Annotated in this window: 22 protein-coding genes and 1 tRNA gene; 10 read left to right on the forward strand and 13 right to left on the reverse strand. The window is 65.7% G+C overall.

The window, feature by feature from the left end:
• Positions 1–5 precede the first annotated feature (5 nt).
• The 4 genes from E8L99_RS14590 to E8L99_RS14605 all read left to right on the forward strand — a co-directional run bounded on the left by E8L99_RS14590 (position 6) and on the right by E8L99_RS14605 (position 7,027).
• Positions 6–1,415, forward strand: coding sequence for an FAD-dependent oxidoreductase (locus E8L99_RS14590; RefSeq protein ID WP_137100225.1), 1,410 nt, complete (start codon positions 6–8; stop codon positions 1,413–1,415).
• A complete protein-coding gene (locus E8L99_RS14595; protein ID WP_168201688.1) occupies positions 1,399–3,321 on the forward strand; it encodes an aminopeptidase P family protein in 1,923 nt (640 codons plus the stop codon). The genes E8L99_RS14590 and E8L99_RS14595 overlap by 17 nt, the downstream gene beginning before the upstream one ends.
• A 142-nt stretch (positions 3,322–3,463) precedes the next feature.
• Positions 3,464–5,167, forward strand: coding sequence for a methyl-accepting chemotaxis protein (locus E8L99_RS14600; protein WP_137100227.1), 1,704 nt, complete (start codon positions 3,464–3,466; stop codon positions 5,165–5,167).
• A 162-nt stretch (positions 5,168–5,329) separates the two neighbouring features.
• Entirely contained in the window at positions 5,330–7,027 is a 1,698-nt protein-coding gene (locus tag E8L99_RS14605) for a methyl-accepting chemotaxis protein (protein WP_137100228.1), read from the forward strand.
• 58 nt (positions 7,028–7,085) lie between these two features.
• Here E8L99_RS14605 and E8L99_RS14610 read toward each other — a convergent pair whose 3' ends face one another.
• From E8L99_RS14610 to E8L99_RS14620, 3 genes are all read right to left on the reverse strand, one after another.
• Positions 7,086–8,387 (reverse strand): amidase, encoded by a 1,302-nt coding sequence (locus E8L99_RS14610; RefSeq protein ID WP_137100229.1) that lies wholly within the window; start codon positions 8,385–8,387, stop codon positions 7,086–7,088.
• 205 nt (positions 8,388–8,592) lie between these two features.
• Positions 8,593–9,876: an ArgE/DapE family deacylase gene (locus E8L99_RS14615; protein ID WP_137100230.1), complete on the reverse strand. Its 1,284-nt coding sequence runs from the start codon at positions 9,874–9,876 to the stop codon at positions 8,593–8,595.
• Between the two features lie 38 nt (positions 9,877–9,914).
• Positions 9,915–11,198 (reverse strand): ArgE/DapE family deacylase, encoded by a 1,284-nt coding sequence (locus E8L99_RS14620; protein ID WP_137100231.1) that lies wholly within the window; start codon positions 11,196–11,198, stop codon positions 9,915–9,917.
• 161 nt (positions 11,199–11,359) lie between these two features.
• Between E8L99_RS14620 and E8L99_RS14625 the strand changes: the two genes are divergently transcribed.
• On the forward strand, positions 11,360–12,385 hold the full coding sequence (locus E8L99_RS14625) for a histone deacetylase family protein (RefSeq protein WP_137100232.1): 1,026 nt from the start codon (positions 11,360–11,362) through the stop codon (positions 12,383–12,385).
• Positions 12,386–12,493: 108 nt separating this feature from the next.
• Positions 12,494–13,168 (forward strand): glutathione S-transferase family protein, encoded by a 675-nt coding sequence (locus E8L99_RS14630; RefSeq protein ID WP_137100233.1) that lies wholly within the window; start codon positions 12,494–12,496, stop codon positions 13,166–13,168.
• 55 nt (positions 13,169–13,223) lie between these two features.
• Here the strand turns inward: E8L99_RS14630 and E8L99_RS14635 are convergent, their stop codons facing one another.
• The 4 genes from E8L99_RS14635 to E8L99_RS14650 form a co-directional block, all read right to left on the reverse strand.
• Complete coding sequence (locus E8L99_RS14635) at positions 13,224–13,439, reverse strand: YgaP family membrane protein (protein WP_137100234.1); 216 nt, start codon at positions 13,437–13,439, stop codon at positions 13,224–13,226.
• A 92-nt stretch (positions 13,440–13,531) separates the two neighbouring features.
• On the reverse strand, positions 13,532–14,233 hold the full coding sequence (locus E8L99_RS14640; protein WP_137100235.1) for a Crp/Fnr family transcriptional regulator: 702 nt from the start codon (positions 14,231–14,233) through the stop codon (positions 13,532–13,534).
• An 86-nt stretch (positions 14,234–14,319) separates the two neighbouring features.
• Positions 14,320–15,045: an RlmE family RNA methyltransferase gene (locus E8L99_RS14645; RefSeq protein ID WP_137100236.1), complete on the reverse strand. Its 726-nt coding sequence runs from the start codon at positions 15,043–15,045 to the stop codon at positions 14,320–14,322.
• A complete protein-coding gene (locus E8L99_RS14650; protein ID WP_137100237.1) occupies positions 15,042–16,157 on the reverse strand; it encodes a Ppx/GppA phosphatase family protein in 1,116 nt (371 codons plus the stop codon). Before E8L99_RS14650 ends, E8L99_RS14645 begins: the two co-directional genes overlap by 4 nt.
• A 253-nt stretch (positions 16,158–16,410) precedes the next feature.
• On the opposite strand from E8L99_RS14650, the gene E8L99_RS14655 reads away from it, so the two are divergent.
• Positions 16,411–16,484: transfer RNA gene (locus tag E8L99_RS14655), tRNA-Gln, on the forward strand.
• A 108-nt stretch (positions 16,485–16,592) separates the two neighbouring features.
• Here the strand turns inward: E8L99_RS14655 and E8L99_RS14660 are convergent.
• Positions 16,593–17,021, reverse strand: coding sequence for a hypothetical protein (locus E8L99_RS14660; protein ID WP_137100238.1), 429 nt, complete (start codon positions 17,019–17,021; stop codon positions 16,593–16,595).
• A 294-nt stretch (positions 17,022–17,315) separates the two neighbouring features.
• Between E8L99_RS14660 and E8L99_RS14665 the strand changes: the two genes are divergently transcribed.
• From E8L99_RS14665 to E8L99_RS14675, 3 genes are all read left to right on the forward strand, one after another.
• Positions 17,316–18,044 carry an outer membrane protein gene (locus tag E8L99_RS14665; protein WP_137100239.1) on the forward strand — a complete coding sequence of 243 codons (729 nt, stop codon included), beginning with the start codon at positions 17,316–17,318 and terminating at the stop codon, positions 18,042–18,044.
• Positions 18,045–18,448: 404 nt separating this feature from the next.
• Positions 18,449–19,360: a transglutaminase-like domain-containing protein gene (locus E8L99_RS14670; protein ID WP_137100240.1), complete on the forward strand. Its 912-nt coding sequence runs from the start codon at positions 18,449–18,451 to the stop codon at positions 19,358–19,360.
• A 135-nt stretch (positions 19,361–19,495) separates the two neighbouring features.
• Positions 19,496–20,362, forward strand: coding sequence for a DMT family transporter (locus E8L99_RS14675; RefSeq protein WP_137100241.1), 867 nt, complete (start codon positions 19,496–19,498; stop codon positions 20,360–20,362).
• A 9-nt stretch (positions 20,363–20,371) separates the two neighbouring features.
• Here E8L99_RS14675 and E8L99_RS14680 read toward each other — a convergent pair whose 3' ends face one another.
• From E8L99_RS14680 to E8L99_RS14700, 5 genes are all read right to left on the reverse strand, one after another.
• A complete protein-coding gene (locus E8L99_RS14680) occupies positions 20,372–20,821 on the reverse strand; it encodes a nuclear transport factor 2 family protein (RefSeq protein ID WP_137100242.1) in 450 nt (149 codons plus the stop codon).
• 230 nt (positions 20,822–21,051) lie between these two features.
• The gene (locus tag E8L99_RS14685) at positions 21,052–22,026 is read right to left on the reverse strand and encodes an ABC transporter ATP-binding protein (RefSeq protein WP_137100243.1); all 975 of its coding nucleotides are present in this window, start codon (positions 22,024–22,026) and stop codon (positions 21,052–21,054) included.
• 25 nt (positions 22,027–22,051) lie between these two features.
• A complete protein-coding gene (locus tag E8L99_RS14690; RefSeq protein WP_137100244.1) occupies positions 22,052–23,050 on the reverse strand; it encodes an ABC transporter ATP-binding protein in 999 nt (332 codons plus the stop codon).
• Complete coding sequence (locus E8L99_RS14695; protein WP_137100245.1) at positions 23,050–24,030, reverse strand: ABC transporter permease; 981 nt, start codon at positions 24,028–24,030, stop codon at positions 23,050–23,052. Before E8L99_RS14695 ends, E8L99_RS14690 begins: the two co-directional genes overlap by 1 nt.
• Positions 23,996–24,955, reverse strand: a complete 960-nt coding sequence (locus tag E8L99_RS14700) for an ABC transporter permease (RefSeq protein WP_137100246.1) — start codon at positions 24,953–24,955, stop codon at positions 23,996–23,998. The genes E8L99_RS14695 and E8L99_RS14700 overlap by 35 nt, the downstream gene beginning before the upstream one ends.
• Positions 24,956–24,971 lie beyond the last annotated feature (16 nt).

The following is a 24,971-nucleotide window of genomic DNA, read 5'->3' on the forward strand; positions in this document are numbered from 1 at the left end:
GCACCATGGCCCGCATCATCGTCGACGACGGCGCCTTCGAGACGACCATTACCGTGGCGATCATCGGCGGCGGCGCGGCGGGTCTTTGCGCTGCATTGGCCGCGACCGAGGCGGGCGCCGAGGTCGTCGTCTTCGAACGCGATGCCCTGCCGCAAGGCTCCACCTCGCTCTCCGCCGGCCTGATCCCGGCGCCCGGCACGAAGGCGCAGGCAGAAGCCGGCATTGCCGACAGCCCCGAGCTGTTTGCCCGCGACATCCAGGCCAAGGCCCATGGCGATGCCGATCAGACCGTGCTTGATCTGGTCGCTGCAGGCGCCGGTCCGGCCATCGACTGGCTGGCCGAGGCCCACGGCCTGGCCTTCACCGTGATCGCCGACTTCTCCTATCCCGGCCATTCTGCCAGGCGCATGCACGGGCTTGCCTCGCGCTCAGGCGCGGAACTGATCGACCGGCTGCGAGCCGCCGTCGAGCGGGCTGATATCCCGATCATGACGGAAGCCCATGTCACCGGTTTGGTCGTCTCCGGCTCGGGCGATCTGCGCGGCCTTGAGATCACCCGTCCCGATGGCTCCGCCGAGCGTATCGGCGCCACTGCCATCGTGCTCGCCTGCAACGGCTATGGCGGCAACAAGGCTCTCGTCGCCGAGCACATTCCCGACCTCAAGGACGCCCTCTATTTCGGCCATCCCGGCAACCAGGGCGATGCCGTCCTGTGGGGAAGGGGACTTGGCGTCGAGCTCCGCCACATGAGCGGTCATCAGGGCCATGGCTCGGTCGCCCATCCCCACGGCATCCTCGTCTCCTGGGCCGTCATCATGGAAGGCGGCTTCCAGGTGAATGCCGAGGGTCGCCGTTTCTGGAACGAATCGCAGGGCTATTCGGAGGCGGCCCTTGCCGTCCTCGGCCAGCCGGGCGGCGTGGCCTTCGACATTTTCGATGCCCGCATCGCCGGCATCGCGCGCCAGTTCGAGGACTTCCGCCGCGCCGAGGCAACCGGCGCGGTCATCACGGCAGAGAGCCCGGAGGCGCTCGCGCAGGCCCTGAAGATCGAGCCCCAAGTGATTCTGGAGACACTCGAATCCGTCGCCAACCTCAAGTCGCATGGCGGAATCGATACTTTAGGTCGCGACTGGTCCGGCCTTCCTCAACTTGAATCTCCGTATCAAGCCGTGCGCGTCACCGGCGCCCTGTTCCACACCCAGGGCGGCCTTGCCGTGGATCGGAGCGCGCGTGTCGTGAAGCCCGACGGTTCCGCTATCCCCAATCTGTTCGCGGCTGGGGGAGCGGCGGTGGGGGTTTCAGGTCCCGATGCCTCGGGTTACCTTTCCGGCAATGGCCTCGTTACCGCTGTCGTCCTTGGACGCATCGCGGGAACCGAGGCGGCAGGAATGGTCCGCAATGCCGCTCGATCTTGAAGCTCTTCGTCCGCTCGCCGCCCGCGTCAAGGCAACCCCCTCGTCGAAGAACCCGGACGATTGGCTGAGCGCGGCAGCGCCGTCTGCCACGCCGGCCGAACGGGCGAAGCTTGCCGCCCTGGTCGCGGCGGCGCCAGAGCCATCATTCGCCCGCGATGCCAGCCGCATCCCGGCGCTGCAGCGGATTCTGAAGACGAAGAAGCTCGCCGCCCTGCTGGTGCCGCGCACCGACGAGCACCAGGGCGAGTATATCGTCACCCGTGCCGAACGGCTGAAATGGCTGACCGGCTTCTCCGGCTCGGCAGGCTTCGCCATCGTGCTGCAGAAGGAAGCGGCTCTCTTCGTCGATGGCCGCTACACCTTGCAGGCGCCGGCCGAGACCGATGCCTCCGTCATTGAATGCCGCCACTTCAAGAAGCCCCCGGCGATCGAATGGCTCGCGGGCAAAGTCAGGAAAGGCGACCGGGTCGGCTTCGATCCGAAGATCACCTCGCTTGTCGAGGCGGAGCGCTGGCGGGAGGCGCTGACGAAAGCCGGCGCCGAGCTCGTCGCGCTCGACGCCAATCCGATCGACGAGATCTGGACCGACCAGCCGGGCGATCCTTTTGCGGCGGTGCGGACGCAGCCGCTGAAATATGCCGGTGAGGCGAGCGCCGACAAGCGCGTCCGGATCGGCGAAATGGTCGCGGCGCGCGGAGCTGCGGCAACGGTGCTGAACCAGCTCGATTCCATTGCCTGGACACTCAACGTCCGTGGCGGTGACACGCCCTCGACGCCGCTGGTCCAGAGCTTCCTGGTCGTGGCGGCCGATGGTCACGCCACCTGGTTCGTCGATCCGAAGAAACTCACTGCCGATATCGCGGCGCATCTCGGCAACGGCGTGACGATCCGCCCGATCGAGGCCTTCGCCGCTGGCCTGAAGGATCTCGCGGGCAAGACCGTCACCATTGAGCCCGAGACCGCCACGGCCTGGGTCGAGCAACGCCTGGTGGAAGCGGGCTCAACCGTCATTCGCGGACCCGATCCTTCGGTCTTGCCCAAGGCGCGCAAGAACCCGGTGGAACTTGCGTCCACCCGCAAGGCCCATATCCGCGATGGCGCGGCGATGGTGCGCTTCCTGTCCTGGTTCGATGATGAGGCGCTGGGCCAGAGCGAACTCGCGGTCATGGACAAGCTCGAGGAGATCCGCGGTGCTGATCCGCTGCACCGGGGCGCAAGCTTCACCTCCATTGCTGGCTCAGGCCCGAACGGCGCGATCGTTCATTATCGCTCGAGCGAAGCGACAGCGCGTCCTGTCGAGAACGGCACGTTCTTCCTGCTGGATTCCGGCGCGCAATATGTCGACGGCACCACCGACATCACGCGCACCATTCCCGTCGGCAAGGTCTCGCGCGCGCTGAAGCGCCACTTCACTCTCGTCTTGAAGGGCCATATCACGGTTGCGACGGCGCGCTTTCCGAAGGGCACCGGCGGTATCGCCATCGATGGCTTCGCTCGTCGCGCGCTGTGGGAGCACGGCCTCGACTTCGACCATGGCACGGGCCATGGCGTCGGGGTCTATCTCGGCGTCCACGAGGGGCCCGGCCGAATCTCACCCCTGTCGCAGGTGCCACTCGAAGCCGGCATGATCCTGTCGAACGAGCCTGGGCTCTATGTCACGGGATCGCACGGTATCCGGATCGAGAACCTTCTCGTGGTGCGCGAGGCGAAAGCGGTTGGGTTTCTCGAGTTCGAAACCATCACCTTCTGCCCGATCGACAGAAGGGCCATCGATGCCACAATGCTTTCCCCGGCAGAGCGGGCCTGGATCGACAGCTACCACATGCGGGTCCGCAAACTGCTCGAACCGCTGTTGACCGGCAAGGCCAAGACTTGGCTGATCAGAATGACAAAGGCATTGCGCTAGGTGTCCAGCGATTTGATCTGTAGCGCATGACGCTACGGAAGGCAGGTAACTGGATACAACTTGCGCGAATTGGTTTCCGTTAGGCTACCATTTGTTAATTGCATTTCCCCATTGTTTTTCCGTGAATGGAACCAACGGGGCGATGATGCGTTTCTTTTCCAGACTGCCATTGGCAGCCAAGGTCGCGTGCACCGCGGCCCTCATGATCACCGGCGTGGCGGCGATTGCCTCCTGGTTCTCCGCGAGTGAGATCAACGCCAATATGGACGTGATCATCGCCCGGCAGATCACCGATCGCACGATCGGTGTGGTTCGCTCCATCGAGGTTCTCGTTGACGGTGCCAAGGTCGAGACGGACCGTGACGGCACCGTTCTGCGCGTGCGCATGCCGGCTCTGCCCGCTGCGAACGACAACCGCATCGTCGATTCCTCCATCGGTGGCGCTACGATCGCCCGGCTCGACCCGGCAACGGGCGACCTGATCCGCCATGTCAGTTCGGTGAAGAACCAGGATGGCACGCGCGTCGTCGGCACGCGCATCCCGGCAGCCTCGCGCATTGCCCAGTCCATCGGCCGGGGCGAGGTGCTCACCGATCGCGTCTTTGTGGGCGGCGTCCACAATATCGCTCGCTATGTGCCGCTGGTCGGCCCCGACAACAAGATCCTGGGCTCGATTGGGACCGGGCTTGGCCTGAACGATGCCGAGGGGCTCGCGGCCAATATGCGGCAGGGCGTCCTGATCTCACTCGCGGCGCTGACGGTGCTCGCTTCGCTGGGCGTGTTCCTGGTCCTGACCTACCTTCTGAAGCCGGTGCGCGACGTCGCTGCCGCGATCAACACGCTGGCTGAGGACAAGCCGGTGGCGCCGCTGGTCTATGCCAAGCGCCAGGACGAGATTGGCCTGATGGCCCGCGCCGTCGACAGTCTCGCCGCAAGCCTTGCCGAACGCGCCGAGATGCGCGCCAAGGCCGACGAGCGCGTCTCTGCCGATCTCGCCCGCCGCGCCGGCATCGAGACGGCCATCGGCCAGTTCGACACCGCCATCGGCGCGGTCATGGACATGGTCGCCTCGCGCGCCCGGGCCGTGAACGGCGCAACCTCCACTGTTGGCGCCTCGGGCGAGGCGGCGGAAGCCGGCGCCCGCGATACCGTGTCGGCAACCGAAGAGACGCTGGCTCGCGTCACCGGCATTGCTTCGGCGACGGAAGAACTGAACGCCGCCATTGTCGAAATCCGCCGCCAGACCGAAGAGGCCATGAACGTCTCGGGCGAGGCGACCCATGCGGTCGATTCCGCCTCCGCCGACGTCTCGGGTCTCGCGGCAACGGCAGAGAAGATCGGCGAAGTGGTGACGCTGATCCGCACGATCGCCGAGCAGACCAACCTGCTGGCGCTCAACGCCACCATCGAGGCGGCCCGCGCCGGCGAGGCCGGCAAGGGCTTCGCGGTCGTGGCATCGGAAGTGAAGCAGCTGGCGTCCCAGACCGCGCGCGCAACCGAGGATATCGCCGCGCAGGTGGCGGCCATCCAGCAGGCGACCGGCCGCACCGTCTCGTCGATGGGCGGCATCTCGGATACCGTTCTCAAGATGCGCCGCGCCAGCGAAGCGATCTCGACCGCCATCGACCAGCAGGCAGCCGCCACCCGCGAGATCGGCGTCAGCGTCGAGATGACGGCGGCGGTGGCCCAGACGGCCGGCCGCTCGATTGGCGATGTCTCGGAGAAACTCGGTGCGGTCGGCCAGGCGGTCGGTTCGCTGAACGATGTTGCCCGCGGCCTCGACGCCGATGTGACGACACTCCGCCAGGCGGTGGGAACCTTCCTCGGCGAGGTCAAGGCCGCCTGATCTGGTCCATTCTTGTGACGAAAACTGGAGCCCGTCTCGTTCTGCGAGGCGGGCTTCATGCTTTGGGGCGATCCGGTCTGGAATAACAAGCGAGAAAGACAGTCGTATAACCGTTTGTTTACCGACTTTCGCGACAGTCTCTGTAGAAATATGGAGAGTTGAATGTCGATCTTCGCCCGAATGTCTTTGGCTGCCAAGGTCGCCGTCATGGCCGCCTTGCTGATCACCGTCGTTGCCACCGGAACCGGCTGGTACGCGGTGAACCGGATCGACGGCAAGATGGATGGGATCGCCGAGCGCCAGGTCGTGGAGCGGTCTTCCGCCATGGCGATCGCCTTCCGTATGGGCGTTCCCGGCAGTGTCATTGACAGGGCGCCGAATGGCAGCCCGCTTCGCATACGGGCCACAGGCTTCCCGGCGCAGGGTGATCACTCCATCGTCGACCACGCGGTCGATTCCTCCTCGCTGTTTCAGCTGGAGCCCACAGGCGATCTGCTTCGTTATTCCAGCTCCGTGCGCAATCCCGACGGTTCGCGCGTGATGGGTAGCCGCATCCCGAGTTCGGCACGCATTGCGCAGCTTGTGGCCAAGGGCGAGGTCGTGACCGACTTCATCACGGTCGGCGGTATTGCCCGCATCGCGCGCTACCTGCCGATCGTCGACCAGAACGGCAAGGTCCTCGGAGCCCTGGGAGCAGGCATCAGCCGTCAGGACGTCGAGGCCTCCGCAGCTGACATGCGCGAGGGTGTTCTCATCGCGATCATCGCGCTGCTGCTCGCCGCCTCCACCGGCGTCTTCCTGCTGTTGCGCTACGCGCTGAAGCCGGTGCGCGACGTTGCTGCCGCGATCAACACGCTGGCTGAGGACAAGCCGGTTGCGCCGCTTGTCTATGCCAAGCGCCAGGATGAGATCGGCCTGATGGCCCGCGCCGTCGACAGTCTCGCCGCTAGCCTTGCCGAACGCGCCGAGATGCGCGCCAAGGCTGACGAGCGCGTCTCTGCCGATCTCGCCCGCCGCGCCGGCATCGAGACGGCCATCGGCCAGTTCGACACCGCCATCGGCGCGGTCATGGACATGGTCGCCTCGCGCGCCCGGGCCGTGAACGGCGCAACCTCGACGGTCGGCGCCTCGGGCGAGGCGGCGGAAGCCGGCGCCCGCGATACCGTGTCGGCAACCGAAGAGACGCTGGCTCGCGTCACCGGCATTGCTTCGGCGACAGAAGAGCTGAACGCGGCCATTGTCGAAATCCGCCGCCAGACCGAGGAGGCGATGAACGTCTCGGGCGAGGCGACCCATGCGGTCGATTCCGCATCCGCCGACGTCTCGGGCCTGGCCTCCACCGCCGAGAAGATCGGCGAAGTGGTGACGCTGATCCGCACCATTGCCGAACAAACCAACCTGCTGGCGCTCAACGCCACCATCGAGGCGGCCCGCGCCGGCGAGGCCGGCAAGGGCTTCGCGGTCGTGGCTTCCGAGGTGAAGCAGCTGGCGTCCCAGACGGCGCGGGCCACCGAGGATATCGCCGCCCAGGTCGCGGCCATCCAGCAGGCGACCGGCCGCACCGTCTCGTCGATGGGCGGCATCTCGGATACGGTTCTCAAGATGCGCCGCGCCAGCGAGGCGATCTCGACCGCCATCGACCAGCAGGCAGCCGCTACCCGCGAGATCGGCGTCAGCGTCGAGATGACGGCGGCGGTGGCCCAGACGGCCGGCCGCTCGATTGGCGATGTCTCGGAGAAACTCGGTGCGGTCGGCCAGGCGGTCGGTTCGCTGAACGATGTTGCCCGCGGCCTCGACGCCGATGTGACGACACTCCGCCAGGCGGTGGGAACCTTCCTCGGTGAGGTCAAGGCCGCCTGAGGCGGCTCACCTCATCAGTCCAAGCGAAAGGCCCGCGTGACGCGGGCCTTTTGCGTTGTCAGCTCTTGAAAGCGGCCTCGACAGCCGCGGCCATGCGCAGGAGTCGGCGGTCCTGACCGGCAAGTGCCGTCATCATGAAGCCGACGGGCAGGCCCTTGGTCTGCGGGCAGGGGATCGAGATGCCGCAGAAGTCGAAGATATTGCCGACCGTCGTGTTGCGCAGCACGAGCCCGTTGGCGGCCCAGAACTGGTCGTCCGACGAGATCAGGTCGAAGATCTTCGGCGCACGGATCGGCGTTGTCGGCAGGATCAGCGCGTCGACATCGGCCAGCCGGTCGCGCATGCGCAGGATGAGTTCCTTGCGCTTGTTGACCAGACGGATGTAGTCGGCGGCACCCGCCTTGGCGCCGACGCGGATGCGGGCGAGCACCCGCGGGTCGAAATCACGGGCCCGATCCTCAAGCCAGTCGGCGTGGATGGCAGCCGCCTCGATCGCGACGAACGGCGCCTTTGCCATGGCATCGGCGAGTTCCTGCAAGAGGTCCTCGATCGAGATGTCGCTGACCAGCGCACCCGCCTTGGTGAGGCGCGCCACGCTCCCGTCGAAGCCCCTCTCGACCTCGGGCTCCATCTGGCTGAACAGGCGGCCGCGCGGAATGGCCAGCCGCAAGCCATTGAGCGGGGCGGGCGTCAGCGTCCACGGCTCCTCATTGGCGAGCACGGCGTCGGTGGCGGCACAATCGGCAACGCTGCGAGCAAGCGGCCCGATCGAATCGAGCGCATAGGACAGCGGGAAGGCGCCATCCTTGGGGATACGGTTCTCGGTTGGCTTGAAGCCGACGCAGCCATTGAGCGCGGCCGGAATGCGGATCGAGCCACCGGTATCGGACCCAAGGCCCATCCGGGATGTGCCCTCGGCGACCGATACGCCGGCTCCTGCCGACGATCCGCCGGGAACGCGGCTCTTGTCGGCGGCATTGCCGGGCGTGCCGAAATGCGGGTTGATGCCAATGCCCGAAAAGGCGAACTCGCTCATGTTGGTCTTGCCGACGATGACCGTACCAGCGCGACGGAGCCGCGCGACTGTCGGTGCATCGGCGAGCGCCGGGGCATGGCCGCGCAGGATTGACGAGCCTGCGGTGGTGGTCTCGCCGGCGACGTCGAACAGGTCCTTGATCGAGATCACCCAGCCGTCGAGCGGCGACAGGCGGACACCGGCCTTGGCGCGCTGATCGGCGGCATCGGCTTCGGCGCGGGCGCGCTCCGTATAGACCTTGGTGAAGGTGACACGGCCATCGGACGCAGAATCATTGATACCGGCGAGCGCCTTTTCCAGCGCGTCGCGGACGGGGGTTGGCATGGGAAGGTTCTCCGCCTCGAATTTTGCCGCGGCGCACTTTCTTTCCCTGATTGAGCATGGTCAAGCGGTTGAATGGGCCTCAGTTTAGCATGGCAAGGCGGCTGCCATACCAAGGTACCGTCAGGTCATCGTCATTGGCTTGCTTTGGCCAAATAGCCGGCAGCCCGCGCCGGCGCGCGACTGCCATGCCTGCGCCGCATCCGTTTCAGATAGCCTCCAGACCGCACCACTCGGCGACGAACAGCGCCATGGCCCCGGTCGATTTCTTCAGGCTGGCGATTGAGAAGCGCTCGTCGAACCCATGCGACAATTCGCAATAGGGGCCGTAATTCAGCGTCGGGATCTTGTCGAACAGCGCATAGACGCGACCATCCAGATAGGCGGGAATCAGCTGCGGCAGCAATGTCTCGCCTGTGGCACGCTCATGGGCCCGCGCAAGCACCGCCTCGGCTTCCGAGCCCGGTTCCAGCACATAGCCTTCGGTGGTGAAGCCGTTCCAGGTGACGCGCGGCGGATTGTTGGCGAGGAACCGGTCCTCGCGGGTGGCGCGCGCCACCGCGTCCTCAATCGCCCGCATCATGGTCTCGGGCTTCTCGCCGGGATAGATCGCGATGCGGCAATCGACCGTGCACCAAGCCGGAACGGACGAGGCCCAGTCGCCGCCCTTGATCTTGCCGACATTCAGGTTGATCGGATGGGCCTGATCCTTGAACCAGGCATCGTCCTTGGCCTTCTCGTTCCACTGCGCTTCCAGTTCGCGCAGCTTGCGGATGACGCCGAAGGCCGCCTCGATGGCGTTCTGTCCATTGCCGGCCTCGCGGACATGGACCGGGAAGCCGGCGACATCGATCTGGAACCAGACGACGCCGACATTGGCGCGGGTGACCTTGCCGCCTGACGGCTCGGGAATGATGGCGGCATCCGCCTTGTAGCCGCGCAGGTGGCACTGCAGCGCGCCATTGCCGGTCGATTCCTCTTCCACCACCGACTGGACATAGATTGTTGAGGCCGGCTGCATGCCGATCGCCTTGAACGCGTCGAGGACGGCGAGCATCGAGCCGTGGCCGGCCTTCATGTCGCCGGCGCCGCGCCCATAGAACCAGTCGCCATCGATCCGGGGCTCATAGGGTGGCGAGGTCCACATCGCCTCGGGGCCTTCCGGCACCACGTCGATATGGCCCTGCATGATCAGGCTGCGGCCCGTCTCCGCCTTCGGGCGATGAATGCCCACCACGATCGGCGCCTTGGAATGGGTGTCGGAGAAGGGCGAGCCCCCGGGATGGCGCTTGATCGCCTCCTCGTCCATGGCGAAGCGCTCCATGGTGAGGCCGCGCCGGCGCATTTCCTGGAAGATGAAGTCCTGGACGGCATGTTCCTCGCCGCGCCTGGAGGGATAGCGCACCAGCGTCTTTGTGTACTCGATCTGGGCCTCAAAACCGTCATCGACGGCCTTGAGGATCTTGGCGGCGAGGGCTTCATCGAGCGGCATGGATGGCTCCGGAACAGGCAGCAGAATCAAGGATGGGGTCAGGCCGGCTCGGTGCCGCACCATTCGGCGACGAACAGCGCCATGGCGCGGGTGACGCGCTTCATGCTGGCGACCGAGAAGCGCTCGTCGAAGCCGTGGATGTTCTCGGAAATCGGGCCGTAGCAGAGTGCCGGGACCTTGTCATAGAGCGCATAGACGCGGGTATCGAGATAGGCCGGCGTGATCATCGTCTCCAGCGGCTTGCCGGTCGCGGCCTTGTGAGCCCGGCCGAGCACGGCCTCGGCCTCGGAGCCCGGCTCCAGGATATAGCCCTCGGTGGTGAAGCCGTTCCACACGACGCGCGGCGGATTGTTCGACAGGAAGCGGTCGGCGCGCGAGGCAGCCGAGATCGTCTCCTCCACCGCCCGGATCATGGTCTCGGGCCGCTCGCCGGGATAGATCGCGATGCGGCAGTCGAACGAGCACCAGGCAGGCACCGACGAGGCCCAGTCGCCACCCTCGATCTTGCCGATGTTCAGATTGATCGGATGGGGATCTTCGGCGAACAGCGGATGGTCCGCCTTCTTCTCGTTCCACCTGGCTTCCAGTTCGCGCAGCTTGCCGATGACGCCGAAGGCGGCTTCGATCGCATTCTGTCCGGAGCCTGCATGGCTGACATGGACCGGCAGCCCGGACACCTCGACACGGAACCACAGCACGCCGGCATTGGCGCGGATGAGCTTTTCCTCCTCCGGCTCCGGGATCAGCACGGCATCAGCCTTGTAACCGCGCAGATGGCACTGCAGCGCGCCATTGCCGGTGGATTCCTCCTCGACGACGGATTGGACCGTGACGGTCGCGGCCGGCTGCAGCCCTATCGCCCGCAGGCTGTCGAGCACGGCGAACATGGCGGCGTGTCCGGCCTTCATGTCGGCACCGCCGCGCCCATAGAACCAATCACCTTCGATCACCGGCTCGAACGGATCGCGCGACCACATGGAGCGGGGGCCTGCCGGCACCACGTCGACATGGCTCTGCATGATCAGACTGCGGCCAGTCTCCTCGCGCGGGCGGTGAATGCCGACGACAATCGGCGCCTTGGAATGTTCGGGCGAAAAGGGCGAACCGCCGGGGTGGCGCGATATCGCGCCCTCGTCCATCGGGAAGCGCTCCATGGCGAGGCCCCGCTTGGCGAGTTCCGCATGCACGAAGTCCTGGCAGGGGCCTTCCTCGCCGCGCACCGATGCGAAGCGCACCAGCACCCTGGTCATGTCCATCTGCCGGTCGAAATTGGCGTCGACAGCGTCAAGGATCCTGGCGGCGAGGGCGGCGTCGAGCGGCATGGCATTCTCCGGAAAACGGGGCGAGCCTAGCGGCGGCGCGCGCGGGCACAACCGCCGACCACGCAGCCCGGCCCCGCATGGGCCGCCTTGCGGGATTGCGCGCCACCATGGATGGTCTGGAGCGGCCCTCCGCTCCGTCCTTCTCGCATCGAGACCTCGTCATGAAAGCCGTCTTCACCGATCTGCACCGCGGCCACGATCCCAAGCGGTTCATCCTGCGCGGCAAGTTCGCGCAAGGCGAGGAGCGGCCCGAGCGCGCCGACCGGCTGGCCCAAGGCCTGCAGGCCGGCGCCCATACGCTGGTGCCCGCCGAAATCTTCGGCCAGGGCCCGCGGCTTGGCGTCCATTCGGTCGACTATCTGCGCTTCCTCGAGGAAGCGGCAGCCGAATGGAAGACGCTCGCCGATGCCTCCGACGAGGTGATCGGCAATGTCCATCCGGTGAGGCGAGGGGGCACCATGCCGCTGTCGCTCACCGGCCGCGCTGGCTGGTACATGCAGGACATGGCCTGCGGCATCGGGCCGGACACCTGGTTGGCCGCGTCATCGGCGACCGATGTCGCGATCACCGCGGCCGAACTTGTGATCGAGGGCGAGCGCGCCGCCTATGCGCTCTGCCGGCCACCGGGGCACCACGCCTATCGTGACATGGCCGGCGGGCATTGCTTCCTCAACAACACGGCAATTGCCGCTCATTATCTGCGCTCGGTCCACGACCGCGTGGCGATCCTCGACATCGACATCCACCACGGCAATGGCACGCAGGAGATCTTCTACGATCGCCCCGACGTGCTGACCGTCTCGGTCCACGCCGATCCCTCGCGCTTCTATCCGTTCTTCTGGGGCTATGCCCATGAGCGCGGTGTCGGGGCAGGCGAGGGCTTCAATCTCAACCTGCCGATCCCGCAAGGGTCTGGCGACGATGCCTATGTGGCGGCGGTCGAATCCTCGGCGAAGACGATTGCGGCCTTCGCGCCGGGCATGCTGGTGGTCGCCCTCGGCCTCGATGCCTCCGCCGATGATCCGTTCGGCGGCGCCAAGGTCACGGCCGCGGGCTTCCGCCGGGCAGGAGAGGCCATCGCACGCATCGGTCTGCCGACATTGTTCGTGCAGGAGGGCGGCTACCTGTCCGATCAACTCGGCCCCAACCTCACGGCCGTGCTCGGCGGCTTCGAGGCTGTCGCCTGACGATCGCGCCGGAGGACTCCCCCGTGAGAACCTCCTGGCTGCGCTTGCGCCAGAATGAAAAGAACATATCATGAACAATATCTGATTCACCCCCGCGGGACTGCCGCCATGACCATGACACTCTATTCGGGACCGCTGAGCATGTTCGGCGCCAAGGCGGAGATCGCTGCGCGCGAGAAGGCGATTGGCTTCGATCTGGTGACGGTGCCCTTCGACATGCAGCGGCTCTACGAGCCGAAGCATCCGGAGGTTCTGAGGATCAATCCCAAGGGGCAGGTGCCGGTCCTGGTACACGGCGCGGTCGAGATCTTCGACTCGACCCAGATCTTCGAATATTTCGAGCATCTGCAGCCGAATCCACCGCTCTGGCCCGCTGACCCGGCCGACCGCGCCCGCGCGCGGCTCATCGAGCATCTGTCGGACGAGGTCTATTTCCCGCCGATCATCCGGCTGATGGGCCTGCAGGGCCGGCTAGATGATCCCGCAGCGGTTGCCGCACGCGACGCGGCGGCGGCCGTCTGCCGACGGCTCGAGGAGATGATCGGCGACAGCGCGTTTCTCGCCGGCGCCTATTCCTATGCCGACATCGCCTTCTTCATGGCGCAGCTGTTCGGCGAGCGCATGGGGGCGAGGCTCACCGACGGCTCGCCGCGCCTGATGGCGTGGCGCCAGCGTATGAGCCTTCGGGCCGCCGTGCGGTCCGTTGTCGGCCCCATGCTTGCCTACCTGCGGGGGCAGGGGCGCCCGATCCCCGCGCCGTTTGCGGATATCCAGGCGCCGTAGGGCCGGGGCCCAAGCAGAGCCGACTGCGGTGCCTGACCAGGCCGCGATCGGGCCATCATCCCTGGCGGCTGCTCAGCGGGCAGCTGCTGATGCCGAACAGCGTATACGCGGGGCACCAGCCAAGCGCCGCCGTCACCAGCGGGACGACACCAATCCAGCCGAGCCAGTTATAGCCGGTTGCCGGAATGCCGGTGAGCGCGAACAGGATGAGTGCAAGCCCGGCGACGATGCGAACGATCCGGTCGATGCCGCCGACATTGGTGCTGAACATGGAATGTCTCCCTCATTGGAACAGGACCGCCGGAGGTCCCGGCGTCTTGGGGAGCATCTGACGCCTGTTCGCGGTCAATGTCGGTGACCTTGTCACACGGAGCGGGCAATCTGCGTCAGGCGCTCCGGTTCGAGGAGCCGGATGATGCCGCGGCCGAGCGTCACCAGGCCTTGCTGCTCGAACACCTTGAGCGCCCGGCTGACCACCTCGCGGGCCGATCCCAGCTCGACGGCCAGATCGTGATGCGTGGTCGCCAGTTCGCCGCCGACCGACCGCTCCACCAGAACTGCCGCGAGCCGCTGGTCGAGCCGCCGGAAGACCAGTTCCTCGAAGGTCATGATCAGGTCGGTCACCCGCGTGGCATAGGCGTCGAGCACGGCGCTACGGAATGGTGTGGAACTGCCGAGCAATGAGCTGAACAGGCTTTCCGGGATGGCAAGGCAGCTGACAGCCGTCTCGCAGATCGCTTCGGCCGAATAGGGCTCGTGCTTCAGCAGACAGGATGTGGTGAGCACGCAGCTCTCTCCGGCAGATACCCGGTAGAGCACGATCTCCCGGCCGGATTCGGCAACAATCTGCACCCGGATCTCGCCCTTGAGCACAATCAGATAGGCCTCGCAGGGGGAGCCGGGTCCGAAAGGCCTTGCCTCGCGCGGAAGCGACAGGATGCGCGCGCGCTGGCCGAGCAGGCCGCGCGTCTCATCGTCGAGGCGGCCGAATGTCGCGATGGTCGCGATCGCGGCCCCGACCGACTCGGCTGGGCTTGGCGCTTGACTGCGGGATGTGGGCTGCATGGGTCATGCTGTCCTGATGGCCGCCCGGTTGCAAGGCCGCGGCAGGCTGAGGCGCAAGAGCGCGAGGACGCGATCTGCTGCGGGCTTCAGGCCTCTTGCCGGTCGCCCTCGGTCTTCTCTCCGCTCCGCCCCCTGAACCCCATGGCGAGCACATAGAGCTCCTTGGAATCGGCGCGGCTCGCCTGCGGCTTGATGTGCTTCACGGTGAGAAAGTCGCGCTTCAGGTCGGAGAGCAGGTCGCCCTCCGTACCGCCCTGCAGCACCTTGCAGAGGAAATGCCCACCGGGCGCCAGCACCTCGCGGGCGAACTGGATGGCGAGTTCCGCCAGATAGATGATCTTGATCTGGTCGGTCTTGCGGTGGCCGGTCGCATTGGCCGCCATGTCGGACAGCACGATGTCTGCCTCGCCCCCCAGCATGGCCTTCAGCTTGTCGGGCGCGTCATCGGTCGTGAAGTCGCCCTTCATGAACTCGACGCCAGGCACCGGATCGACGTCCAGGAGATCGATGCCGACAATCTTGCCGTTGCCCTGTTCCAGTCCGATCCGTTTGGCCGCCACCTGCAGCCAGCCGCCGGGGGCCGCCCCCAGATCGACGATACGCTGGCCATGCTTCAGCAGGCGCACCTTGTCGTCGATCTCGATCAGCTTGAAGGCGGCACGCGAGCGCCAGCCCTCGCGCTTGGCGCGCGCGACATAGGGATCGTTCAACTGCCGCTCCAGCCAGCGCTGCTGGCTCGTCGTGCGCTTCTTGGCGGTCTTGAGCCGCACGGTGAGTTCGCGGCCGGCCCCGCCACCGGATTTGACGCTCATCGACGGTCTCCCTCATGCGGCCGGTAATAGGGGCGGCGCCACACGCCATCGGCGCGCATCAGGCCGACCAGAATGCCCTCGCGCAGGCCCCGGTCGGCGACCCGCAGGCGCTGGCACGGGAAGTGGCGGCGCATGCCCTCCAGAATGGCGCAGCCGGCCAGCACCAGATCGGCGCGTTCGGCACCGATGCAGGGATGCGCGATGCGCTCCTCATAGCTCATCGCCAGCAATTGCCCGAGGATCAGATCGACCTCGCCGGCCTTCAGCCAGGCACCGTCCACCCTGCGGCGATCATATTTCGGCAGGCCGAGATGGACGCCGGCAAGCGTGGTCACCGTGCCGGACGTGCCCAACATGTGCAGATGGTCCAGCTGGGCGAGGATCGCGGCACGATGCGGGAAGGCGTCGATCATGCCGGCGACCTCATCGACCATCCGGCCGAAGCTTTCCGCCGTGACGCGCTGGCCGCCATGACGCTCGGCCAGTGTCACGACGCCGACCGGCAGCGAGATCCAGCCCTTGATATCGGCGGTCGGCGGGCCGCCGGCCTTGCCTGAGCCGCGCGGCAACAGCCAGACGAGTTCGGACGAACCGCCGCCAATGTCGAACAGCAGCACGCCCCGCGCATTGGGATCGGCGAGAGGCACACAGCCTTGTGCGGCCAGCTGCGCCTCGGTGCCGCGGTCGACGATTTCCAGCGCCAGCCCGGTCTCAACCTTCACCCGCTCGATGAACTCGGCGCCGTTCTCGGCGGCGCGGCAGGCTTCGGTGGCAATCAGGCGGGCGCGCGCCACCTGGCGATCGCGCAGCTTGGAGCGGCAGACCTTCAGGGCCTCGACCGCCCGGTCCATTGCGGCTTCGCTCAGACGACCGGTCTGCGCCAGCCCTTCGCCCAGACGGACGATGCGCGAGAAGGCGTCGACGACGCGAAAGCTCGCGCCCTCCGGCTTGGCAACCAGCAGGCGGCAATTGTTGGTCCCGAGGTCGAGCGCGGCATAGAGCCGGCGCGGCCGGAAGGACGGCGGACGGGAATCGGCGCTGCTCGGAGCCACAGGCTCCGATCGCACGCCCATTTCTCCCGGCGAACCGCCATTGTGCGGTTCGTGGGCCATGGTGACCTTTCCAGCGGAAGCCCGGAACGTCAGGAACGCTCGACGGAATTCCAGCTTGATGCTGTTCAGTTGGGCTTGAGTGTACCAGCGACAGCCCCTGTCGCAAGCATCTCATTTCGACCGAATGCTGGGGCGATGCCCAATCTTGCCCGCACAAGGCCGATTTTCCTCTCGCGAGGGGTCTTGAACGGCGCCCGCTAATCGACTATCACCGCGCCTCGCACAGCGACGGATTGCCCTCGGGCGATCCTGCTGGGGGATAGTTCAACGGTAGAACTACCGACTCTGACTCGGTCAATCTTGGTTCGAATCCAGGTCCCCCAGCCAAATCTCACTTTTAGCCGATTTGGCGTTCTCGCCTGCCTCGACGCCAAAGCCGTCACAACCCTATTCTGGCGCGCAGGTCTTGATGGAATCTAGAATTCGTTCCGACCTTCACTGCAGGGCAGGCAGCCTGAGCGTGCGCCGAAGGTCAAAGCCCTTCTGATCACGCACATTAGCGATCATCCAGCGCCCATCGACCACCCGGAAGTCGAACTTCACCTGGCGCGACTGGCTAAAAGACAGGAACCGCGCCTCGACCTCCGCCCGGTCAGCGGTGGCGGAAAGCCCGGCCACTGTCACGTTCTTCACATCGACGTCCTGAGCATCCAGGATGAAATCGGCACCGAGTTCGGCTCGCCGTAACCGGTTGGCGATGGCCGGAGTATATGGCGGAGCCGGCGGTTTGTCGGCTGTATAAGCGGCCATGATTTCGCGAACCAACGCGACCGGATCACCTTGGATCGCCGCGGACTGTGCCCATGCTGCCCCCGGCGCAACAGGTATGGTTCCGATTGCTGCGATCAGTGTCCGGCGATCCATTGCCTGTTCTCCCATTGCTCTTAGGCCGCATGTGCCTCGTAGCGCCTATCGACAATATACTTCTTTGATTGCGGCGCTTCATATTCATGCGACAGAGCCGGGTCGTAGCGCTCGAGGCCAGGGGCTGGCCCCCGCGCGGCGGTGCACCAGCGATCGCCCACTGGTGGTTGTGTTCTGGTTGCCACACTCGCCGATCATTTCACCGCCGCTCGAGCTCTTAAGTGACCCATCAGCTTGTTCTCCCAGAGGAAGGGAGTCATCAAGTACTAGGTGTCCTATGGGAAGGATTCTGTGATGAACAAGCTTCTGCTGTCCACTTGCGCTCTCGTGATGGGCGCAACTGTGTCGCACGCAGCCGACTTGGGTGTTCCTCGCACTCCCATCGCTGCCGCCGTTGTTGCTCCTGCGTTCAACTGGAGTGGGCTCTACCTCGGCGCAGATGTCGGGTTCATCGCCACCAGATACCGGCTCATCGATGTCGCGGTTCCGTTTACTGCTGCTCACCCCAACCCCAGCGGAGCCAAGATCGGCCTTCATCTTGGGTATCGCCATCAGTTCGCGAACAATATCGTAGTTGGCCTGGAAGGCGACCTGTCTTGGCTTGGCGCGTCGAGGACGGGCTTCTTCACCGGCTTCCCGGTTGCCATTCGCGGACATGCGCGGATGGATGGTTCGGTGCGAGGCTCGCTCGGCATCGCTGCCGACCGTGTGTTGCTCTATGCGACCGGCGGCTTGGCGTTCCTGAATGTGGGGGGGTGTACGGTCCCCAATGTTGGCGCCCCCTGCATTGCTGGTACGAGTTTTTCGGGTACGCGCATCGGCTGGACGGCCGGCGCCGGCCTCGCTTACGCAATCAACAACAATTGGTCCGTTCGCGCCGAATATCTCTATGCCAATTACGGCACAAAGACTTTCACGCCGCCGGCCTACACGGCAAGTGTGAGCAACGAGACCCACACCGTTCGCCTGGGCGTCAGCTACATGTTCACGACTGGGCCGTCGGCGGTTGTCGCTCGGTACTGAGCCAGACGGCAGAATGTCCTAGCTTCTTGCACGATCGGGCCGCCTTCGGGCGGCCCTTCTTTTTGGTCCTCACCCGGCCAAAGTCAGCGCAGCCGCAAGACAAGCAGTGGTGGCGGGGCATCTCGCATCCAAAACCATATTCCAGGAGCGTCGCGCCGCCGCGCTCGTCGACTGGCGCCCGGTCGGCGGCACCTGATCGCCGCATGGGCAGATCAAACCGAGACTGTTTTGGTTTGTCAGCCAGCACAGCCACTCCTTCCTTCGCCATCCGGCTCAACCGACACCCGCTTCTTGCCCGCGTGCCGCCTCTCTTGAGCCGGGATCACGCTCGGGCCATCATTCCCTGCTAGGGTCACGTTTCAGTCGGGGCCGGCCATGGGTCGGCCGACAGACAGGATCATGCCATGCACATCCGTTACGGCTACACGATCGATGTCGTGTTCGACCGGTCGGCCGACCTCGTAACCCGTCTGGATATTCACATGTCCCGGCGCAGCGATATCACCGAACCGGACGACATGCTGGTCACGGCGCTGGCCGATGGGGCCGTCGTTGCGAGCGGCGATATTGAACAGGATCGCTTCGGCAATCTGTGCCGCCGTCTGGCCGTGCCGGCAGGCGGCGTGCGCCTGGCCGCCGAGGGCATCGTCTACGATTCGGGCTTCACCGATCCGCCGCCGCCGGACGGGCGCATCCTGCCGCCGGAGCAACTCTCTCCTGATGTCCGGGCCTTTCTTGACGACAGCCCACTCTGTGCCACGCCGCGCTTCGCGCCGGTGGCCAAGGTCCTTCTGGCGGAGCGGCCGGCGGGGCCGACGACCATCCAGGCGATCATCGATCACGTCCACGACCATCTCCGGTTCGATCCGGGCCGCGGCAGGCCCGGGCGGACAGCGGAGGAGGCCTATGACGACCAGGCCGGCGGCTCGGAGGATTTCGCGCAGGTGGCAGTTGCCCTGTGCCGCGCGGCGGGCATTCCGGCGCGCTATTGCACCGGCTATCACGCCGATATCGGCCCGGCGCAGGAACTGCAGCCAGGCTTCAATGCCTGGTTCGATGCCCATCTGGATGGCCGCTGGTGGGCCTTTGACGCGCGGACCAACGCACCGCGCATTGGCCGCATCCTGGTGGCGCGCGGCCGGGATTCCAGCGATGTATCGATCCTGTCGTCGGCCGGGACGTACCATCTGGCCGGGTTCGAGATCTCGGCCGATGAGGTGACAGGCGCGCGCTTCCCGGTGACATCGCGCGAGCGCCGCGCCCGGTGGACCGGGCACGAGACAGCCACCGCTGCCAAGCTCGCGCCGTCACGCTGACGCGAGGCGGGCAGGGGGCGAAATCGCCCACCTGTTGCAAGGCCCTGCGCCCGCCACGCATGTCTGACACGCAAAGCTGGTTCCGCCGCCGTCTGCAACTTGCCTGCCCCGGCAACTTGCCTATACCGGATAGGGATGCCGCTCAGCGATTTCGCCCTGCTGGTCTTCATTTGCCTGATCTGGGCGCTCAACTTCATTATCACCAAGCTGGCGCTGACCGAGCTCAACGCTCCGCCGCTCCTCTTCTCGACGCTGCGCTTCATCTTGGTCCTGCTGGCGACCTTGCCCTGGCTGCTGCCCATGCCGCGGCCGCGCTGGCGCATCCTGACCATCGGTCTCCTGATGGGAGGCGGCGGCTTCGGGCTGGTCAGCGTCGGCATGCAGACAGCCAGCCCGTCGAGTGCCGCCGTCGTCACCCAGCTCGGTGTGCCGCTCACCGCATTGCTCTCGGTGATCATGCTGGGCGAGCGGATCGGCTGGCGGCGCGGCCTTGGCATCGCGCTGACCTTCTGCGGCGCCATCGCGGTCATGTGGGACCCGCGCGGCTTCTCCATCTCCTTCGGCCTCATCTTCGTCGCCCTCAGCGCGCTCGCCTCTGCCTTCGGGCTCGTGCTGATGAAGCAGATGCGTGGCGTCGCGCCCCTGCAGTTCCAGGCCTGGGTGGGATTGGCCTCCGCTGTGCCCCTCGGTCTTCTGTCGCTGGCAATCGAGACGCAGCCCGTCGAGCGGGCCCTCCAGGGCGGCTGGTGGTTCCTGGGGGCGGTCGCCTTCACCGCGCTCGCCGTGTCGCTGCTCGGCCACACCATCTTTTTCCGGCTGGTCCAGCGTCACGAGGCAAACCTCATCTCGACGCTCACCCTGATGTGCCCGCTGATGGCGATCGGCATGGGCGTTGTCCTGCTGGGCGACCCGTTCGACATTCGGATGGCGATCGGCACGCTGGTGGTGCTCGGAGGCGTTCTGATGATCGTCCTGTCGCCGCGCTCCGCCCAGCCCGGGTAAGGCCAGCCGTCAGAGCGATCCGGCCTGTGCGATCTGCGCGCGGCCCGTGGCGACCGCCATGCTGGCCGTATCGTAGAAGCAGACAACGCGGCTGATCAGCGGCCCCTTGAAGGTGATGAGGTCGCAGCGCTCGCTGTCGACGATCAGTCCGGTGCGGCGGATCTCCAGCTTGCTGTGCCAATGGATGGCGGCATGGTCGCCATCGACCAGAATGCGCTCCAGCATGAACTCACGCGTCACGAAGTCCTGGTGGAACTGCTTGAAAATGTCCTTCAACCCCACCAGTCCGGAGCGCGTGCCGGCATGGGGATTGAGCACGGGATTGCCGAGGATGGTGAAGTCGCAATGCTCGTCGAACATGGTGAGCAGCATCGAGATGTCGCCGCGGGACCACGCCGAATAGGCGATCTTCAGGCGTTCGTGCCGGGTCAGGTCTTCTGCAACAAGGCGAAGGGTCATTCTGGGCTGCTGCCGTGGGAAGTGATCTCGGCCCCATCATCGGGCATCCGCACCAGGCCCGGACCACGAGAATCCGGATGCAGGGCATTTGTCCGAACGAAATAAGCCTAGTCCATGGCATAGGCCATGGACGGAACCAACCCAAACGATACGAGCCGCCCCGCGATCCGGATCACGGGTTTGTGAAGAACATGGGGAACGCAGTGTGCCGTCCGGGGCGACGTTTCCGTTCAGCCCCTGAGATGGCAGGAAACCCAGTGACCGCCGCCGGTTTCGCGCAATTCCGGCCGCTCGGTGGAGCACAAGGGCAATTGGCGGATCGGGCAGCGGGTGTGAAAATGGCAGCCGGTCGGCGGGTTGATCGGGTTCGGCACGTCACCCTGCAGCATGATCCGCTGGCGCTTCACCTTCGGATCGGGGATCGGCACAGCCGACAGCAGCGCCTCGGTATAGGGATGCAGGGGGTTGGTATAGAGCTCGCGCGACGGCGCGATCTCCACCACGCGGCCGAGATACATGACGGCGACGCGGGTCGAAATGTGCTCCACCACCGACAGGTCGTGGGCGATGAACATGTAGGTGAGGCTGAATTTCTCCTGGAGGTCCTCCAGGAGATTGATCACCTGGGCCTGGATCGACACATCGAGCGCCGAGACCGGCTCGTCGCAGACGATCAGCTTCGGGTCCACGGCAAGCGCCCGGGCAATGCCGATGCGCTGGCGCTGGCCGCCGGAGAATTCGTGCGGATAGCGGCGCATGTGATCAGCCTGCAGACCGACCGTCTCCAGAAGCTCCACGACACGGTCGCGCTGCTCCTCGGGCGTCTTGCCGATGCCATGAATGACCAGCGCTTCGGCGATGATCGCGCCGACCGTCATGCGCGGATTGAGCGAGGCGTAGGGGTCCTGGAAGATGATCTGCATGTCGCGGCGCAGCGCGCGGAGCGCTGTCTTGTCCATCGACATGACATCCTTGCCCTCGAACCAGATCTCGCCGGCGGTGGGCTCGATCAGGCGCAGGATGCAGCGCCCGGTGGTCGACTTGCCGCAGCCGGACTCTCCCACCACGCCCAGCGTCTCGCCGGCGCCGATGTCGAGGCTGACATGGTCAACGGCATGCACGCGTCCGACCTCGCGGGACAAAATGCCGCCGGTCAGCGAGAAGTTCTTGACCAGGTCTTTGACGCGCAGAAGGGGTTCGGTCATCGGATCAGCAACTCCAGACGCGTCCTCACAGGACGCACGCGACCTTGTGGCCCGGCTCGATCTCGCGAAGCGGCGGCTGGGACTGGCGGCAGATATCCATGGCGTGGGCGCAACGCGCGGCGAAGCGGCAGCCTGGCGGCGGGTTGAGCAGGCGCGGCACCGACCCGGCGATGGTCTCGAGCCGGGTGTGGTGCGTGGCGGCAAGGTCAAGCCGCGGGATCGAGCGGATCAGGCCCTGCGTATAGGGATGGCGCGGATTGCCGAAGAGCTGCTCGACACCGGCTTCCTCCACCACCTTGCCGGCATACATGACGACCACGCGCTGGGCCGTCTCGGCCACCACGCCCATGGCGTGGGTGATCAGCATGATCGACATCCCGAACTTGTCCTTCATCTCCTGAAGGAGCTCGAGGATCTGCGCCTGGATCGTGACGTCGAGGGCGGTCGTCGGTTCGTCGGCGATCAAGAGTTTCGGGCTGCAGGACAGCGCCATGGCGATCATCACGCGCTGGCGCATGCCGCCCGAGAACTGGTGCGGATAGTCGTGGACCCGCCGCTCCGGATTGGGGATGTGGACCAGCCGCAGCATCTCGATGGTCCGCTCAAGCGCCTCACGCTTGTTCAGGCCCTCGTGGAGCTGCAGCACCTCGCCGATCTGGTCGCCGACCGTGTAGACCGGGTTCAGTGACGTCATCGGCTCCTGGAAGACGATCGCAATCTCCTTCGACCGGATCTTGTTCATCTCCTTGGCGCTGAGCGGCACGAGATCGCGGCCCTGCCAGAGGATCTGGCCATCCACGATCTTGCCCGGCGGCATGGCGATGAGCTTCAAGACCGACATGGCGGTGACCGTCTTGCCGCAGCCGGATTCACCGACCACGCAGACTGTCTCGCCCTTGTTGATGCGGATGTCGACGCCGTCAACCGACTGCACCATGCCGTCGTCGGTGGCGAAATGGGTCTTCAGGCCGCGGATGTCGAGCAGGGGCTCGGCCGTGGCGGTGGAAGCCGAAATGTCGACCATCACATGACCTTTCGGGGATCGAGCGCGTCGCGCAATCCGTCGCCGATGAAGTTGATCGAGAGCACCGTCAGGAAGATCGCGGCACCCGGAAACAGCGCCCAGTGCGGCGACTGGTCGAGATAGTCCTTGGCGTCGAACAGCAGCCGCCCCCAGGTCGGAATGTCGGGCGGGAAGCCGAGGCCGAGGAAGGAGAGTGTGGATTCGGCGATGATGGCCGCGGCCACATCGATGGTGCCGGCGACGATCACCGGACCCAGCGAGTTCGGCAGGATATGCCGGACCACCTGGCGCGGTGTGGAAGCGCCGAGCGCACGGGCCGCCTCGACGAACTCCTTCTCGCGCAGCGACAGGAACTGCGCGCGCACCAGACGCGCCACCGGCATCCATCTGAGCCCGCCGATGACGATGACGATGAGAATGAACACGCCGCCTTCCGGCCCGAACACGCTCTTCAACCCGTCTCGGAACAGATAGATGATCAGCAGCAGAAGCGGCAGCTGCGGCAGTGACAGGAACAGGTCGGTCACCCACATCAGGAAGGCGTCAACGCTCCCACGGGACATGCCGGCGACCGCGCCTATGATCACGCCCACCACGATGGCCACCACCATGGCCGCAAGGCCGACGGCGAGCGAGATCCGCCCGCCATAGATCATGCGGGCCAGCAGATCCTGTCCGAGGTCATCTGTACCGAAGGGATGATCCCACGAAGGGCGGGCAAGCCGCGCCGTGAAGTCGATCTCGTCGATCGGCACCCGCCACAGGAAGGGACCGAGCAGCACGGCCAGGATGATGCTGCCCAGGATCGCCAAGCTGAACAGCGCAAGGCGATGGCGCCGGAAACGACGCCAGGCGTCGCCGATGAGCGAGATCTGCTTCTGTGAGCCCTGGTTGGCCTGTCCGGGCCCGGCGGATGCCGGGGTGGCCGGAGGGGCCACGGCGGCGTCAGCGGAAGGCGATGCGGGGGTCGAGCCAGCCATAAAGGATATCTGCAATCAGGTTGAAGAGGACAACGAGACAGGCGAACACAAAGGTCACAGCCATGATGACCGGCGTGTCGTTGGCGAGGATGGAGGAGATCAGGAGCGAGCCGATGCCGGGCACGCGGAAGATCTGTTCGGTGACGATGGCGCCGCCGAACACCGAGGGCATCTGCAGCGCGACCAGCGTCACCACGGGGATGAGGGCGTTCCTCACCACGTGCTTGACGATGACGACGCGTTCGTCGAGGCCCTTGGCACGCGCCGTGGTGACGTAATCCAGCCGGATCACATCGAGCACAGCGGAGCGCACATAGCGGGTGTAGGACGCCGCCTGGAACACGCCGAGCACTGCCACCGGCAACACGGCTTGCCGCACATGCTCCCAGTAGAACCGCCAGCCTGTAGCCGCGATGTCCGACCGGTAGACGAAGGGCAACCAGTCGAGCCAGATCGAGAAGACCAGGATCATCAGGAGGCCGGTGAAGAAGGTCGGCAGCGAGAAGCCGACGAAAGCCAGCGTGTTGGCGATCTGGTCGAAGATCGAATAGGGCCGGGTGGCGGCATAGACGCCGACCGGAATGGCGATCAACAGCGCCAGGATCTGCGAGGAGCCGATCACGATGAGGGTTGCCGGCAGGCGCTGAAGGATCAGGCTGTCGACATTGACGCGGCTGACGAAGGAAAAGCCCCAATCGCCCTGCGCCATGGCGCTGAGCCACCGGAAATAGCGCACGAAGACCGGATCATCGATGCCGAATTTCAGGCGCAGTGCCGCCCGAACCTCGGGCGGAATGTTGGGATTGGAGGCCAGTTCCTCGAACGGGTCGCCTGGCGCCAGCGCCAGCACCGTGAAGAGCACGACGCTGATGCCGAGCAGGCTCGGGATGGCGATGAAGAGGCGCCGAAGCAGGTAATTGCCCATCAGATGAAGCCTTACC

The sequence above is a fragment of the Phreatobacter aquaticus genome (genome assembly GCF_005160265.1).
GTDB lineage: Bacteria > Pseudomonadota > Alphaproteobacteria > Rhizobiales > Phreatobacteraceae > Phreatobacter > Phreatobacter aquaticus.

What these genes read in the sequence shown, in the direction of transcription:
- E8L99_RS14590 (WP_137100225.1), top strand. Translation starts at nt 6, where the DNA reads ATGGCCCGCATCATCGTCGACGACGGCGCCTTCGAGACGACCATTACC.
- E8L99_RS14595 (WP_168201688.1), top strand. Translation starts at nt 1,399, where the DNA reads ATGCCGCTCGATCTTGAAGCTCTTCGTCCGCTCGCCGCCCGCGTCAAG.
- E8L99_RS14600 (WP_137100227.1), top strand. Translation starts at nt 3,464, where the DNA reads ATGATGCGTTTCTTTTCCAGACTGCCATTGGCAGCCAAGGTCGCGTGC.
- E8L99_RS14605 (WP_137100228.1), top strand. Translation starts at nt 5,330, where the DNA reads ATGTCGATCTTCGCCCGAATGTCTTTGGCTGCCAAGGTCGCCGTCATG.
- E8L99_RS14610 (WP_137100229.1), bottom strand. Translation starts at nt 8,387, where the DNA reads ATGCCAACCCCCGTCCGCGACGCGCTGGAAAAGGCGCTCGCCGGTATC.
- E8L99_RS14615 (WP_137100230.1), bottom strand. Translation starts at nt 9,876, where the DNA reads ATGCCGCTCGATGAAGCCCTCGCCGCCAAGATCCTCAAGGCCGTCGAT.
- E8L99_RS14620 (WP_137100231.1), bottom strand. Translation starts at nt 11,198, where the DNA reads ATGCCGCTCGACGCCGCCCTCGCCGCCAGGATCCTTGACGCTGTCGAC.
- E8L99_RS14625 (WP_137100232.1), top strand. Translation starts at nt 11,360, where the DNA reads ATGAAAGCCGTCTTCACCGATCTGCACCGCGGCCACGATCCCAAGCGG.
- E8L99_RS14630 (WP_137100233.1), top strand. Translation starts at nt 12,494, where the DNA reads ATGACCATGACACTCTATTCGGGACCGCTGAGCATGTTCGGCGCCAAG.
- E8L99_RS14635 (WP_137100234.1), bottom strand. Translation starts at nt 13,439, where the DNA reads ATGTTCAGCACCAATGTCGGCGGCATCGACCGGATCGTTCGCATCGTC.
- E8L99_RS14640 (WP_137100235.1), bottom strand. Translation starts at nt 14,233, where the DNA reads ATGCAGCCCACATCCCGCAGTCAAGCGCCAAGCCCAGCCGAGTCGGTC.
- E8L99_RS14645 (WP_137100236.1), bottom strand. Translation starts at nt 15,045, where the DNA reads ATGAGCGTCAAATCCGGTGGCGGGGCCGGCCGCGAACTCACCGTGCGG.
- E8L99_RS14650 (WP_137100237.1), bottom strand. Translation starts at nt 16,157, where the DNA reads ATGGCCCACGAACCGCACAATGGCGGTTCGCCGGGAGAAATGGGCGTG.
- E8L99_RS14660 (WP_137100238.1), bottom strand. Translation starts at nt 17,021, where the DNA reads ATGGATCGCCGGACACTGATCGCAGCAATCGGAACCATACCTGTTGCG.
- E8L99_RS14665 (WP_137100239.1), top strand. Translation starts at nt 17,316, where the DNA reads ATGAACAAGCTTCTGCTGTCCACTTGCGCTCTCGTGATGGGCGCAACT.
- E8L99_RS14670 (WP_137100240.1), top strand. Translation starts at nt 18,449, where the DNA reads ATGCACATCCGTTACGGCTACACGATCGATGTCGTGTTCGACCGGTCG.
- E8L99_RS14675 (WP_137100241.1), top strand. Translation starts at nt 19,496, where the DNA reads ATGCCGCTCAGCGATTTCGCCCTGCTGGTCTTCATTTGCCTGATCTGG.
- E8L99_RS14680 (WP_137100242.1), bottom strand. Translation starts at nt 20,821, where the DNA reads ATGACCCTTCGCCTTGTTGCAGAAGACCTGACCCGGCACGAACGCCTG.
- E8L99_RS14685 (WP_137100243.1), bottom strand. Translation starts at nt 22,026, where the DNA reads ATGACCGAACCCCTTCTGCGCGTCAAAGACCTGGTCAAGAACTTCTCG.
- E8L99_RS14690 (WP_137100244.1), bottom strand. Translation starts at nt 23,050, where the DNA reads ATGGTCGACATTTCGGCTTCCACCGCCACGGCCGAGCCCCTGCTCGAC.
- E8L99_RS14695 (WP_137100245.1), bottom strand. Translation starts at nt 24,030, where the DNA reads ATGGCTGGCTCGACCCCCGCATCGCCTTCCGCTGACGCCGCCGTGGCC.
- E8L99_RS14700 (WP_137100246.1), bottom strand. Translation starts at nt 24,955, where the DNA reads ATGGGCAATTACCTGCTTCGGCGCCTCTTCATCGCCATCCCGAGCCTG.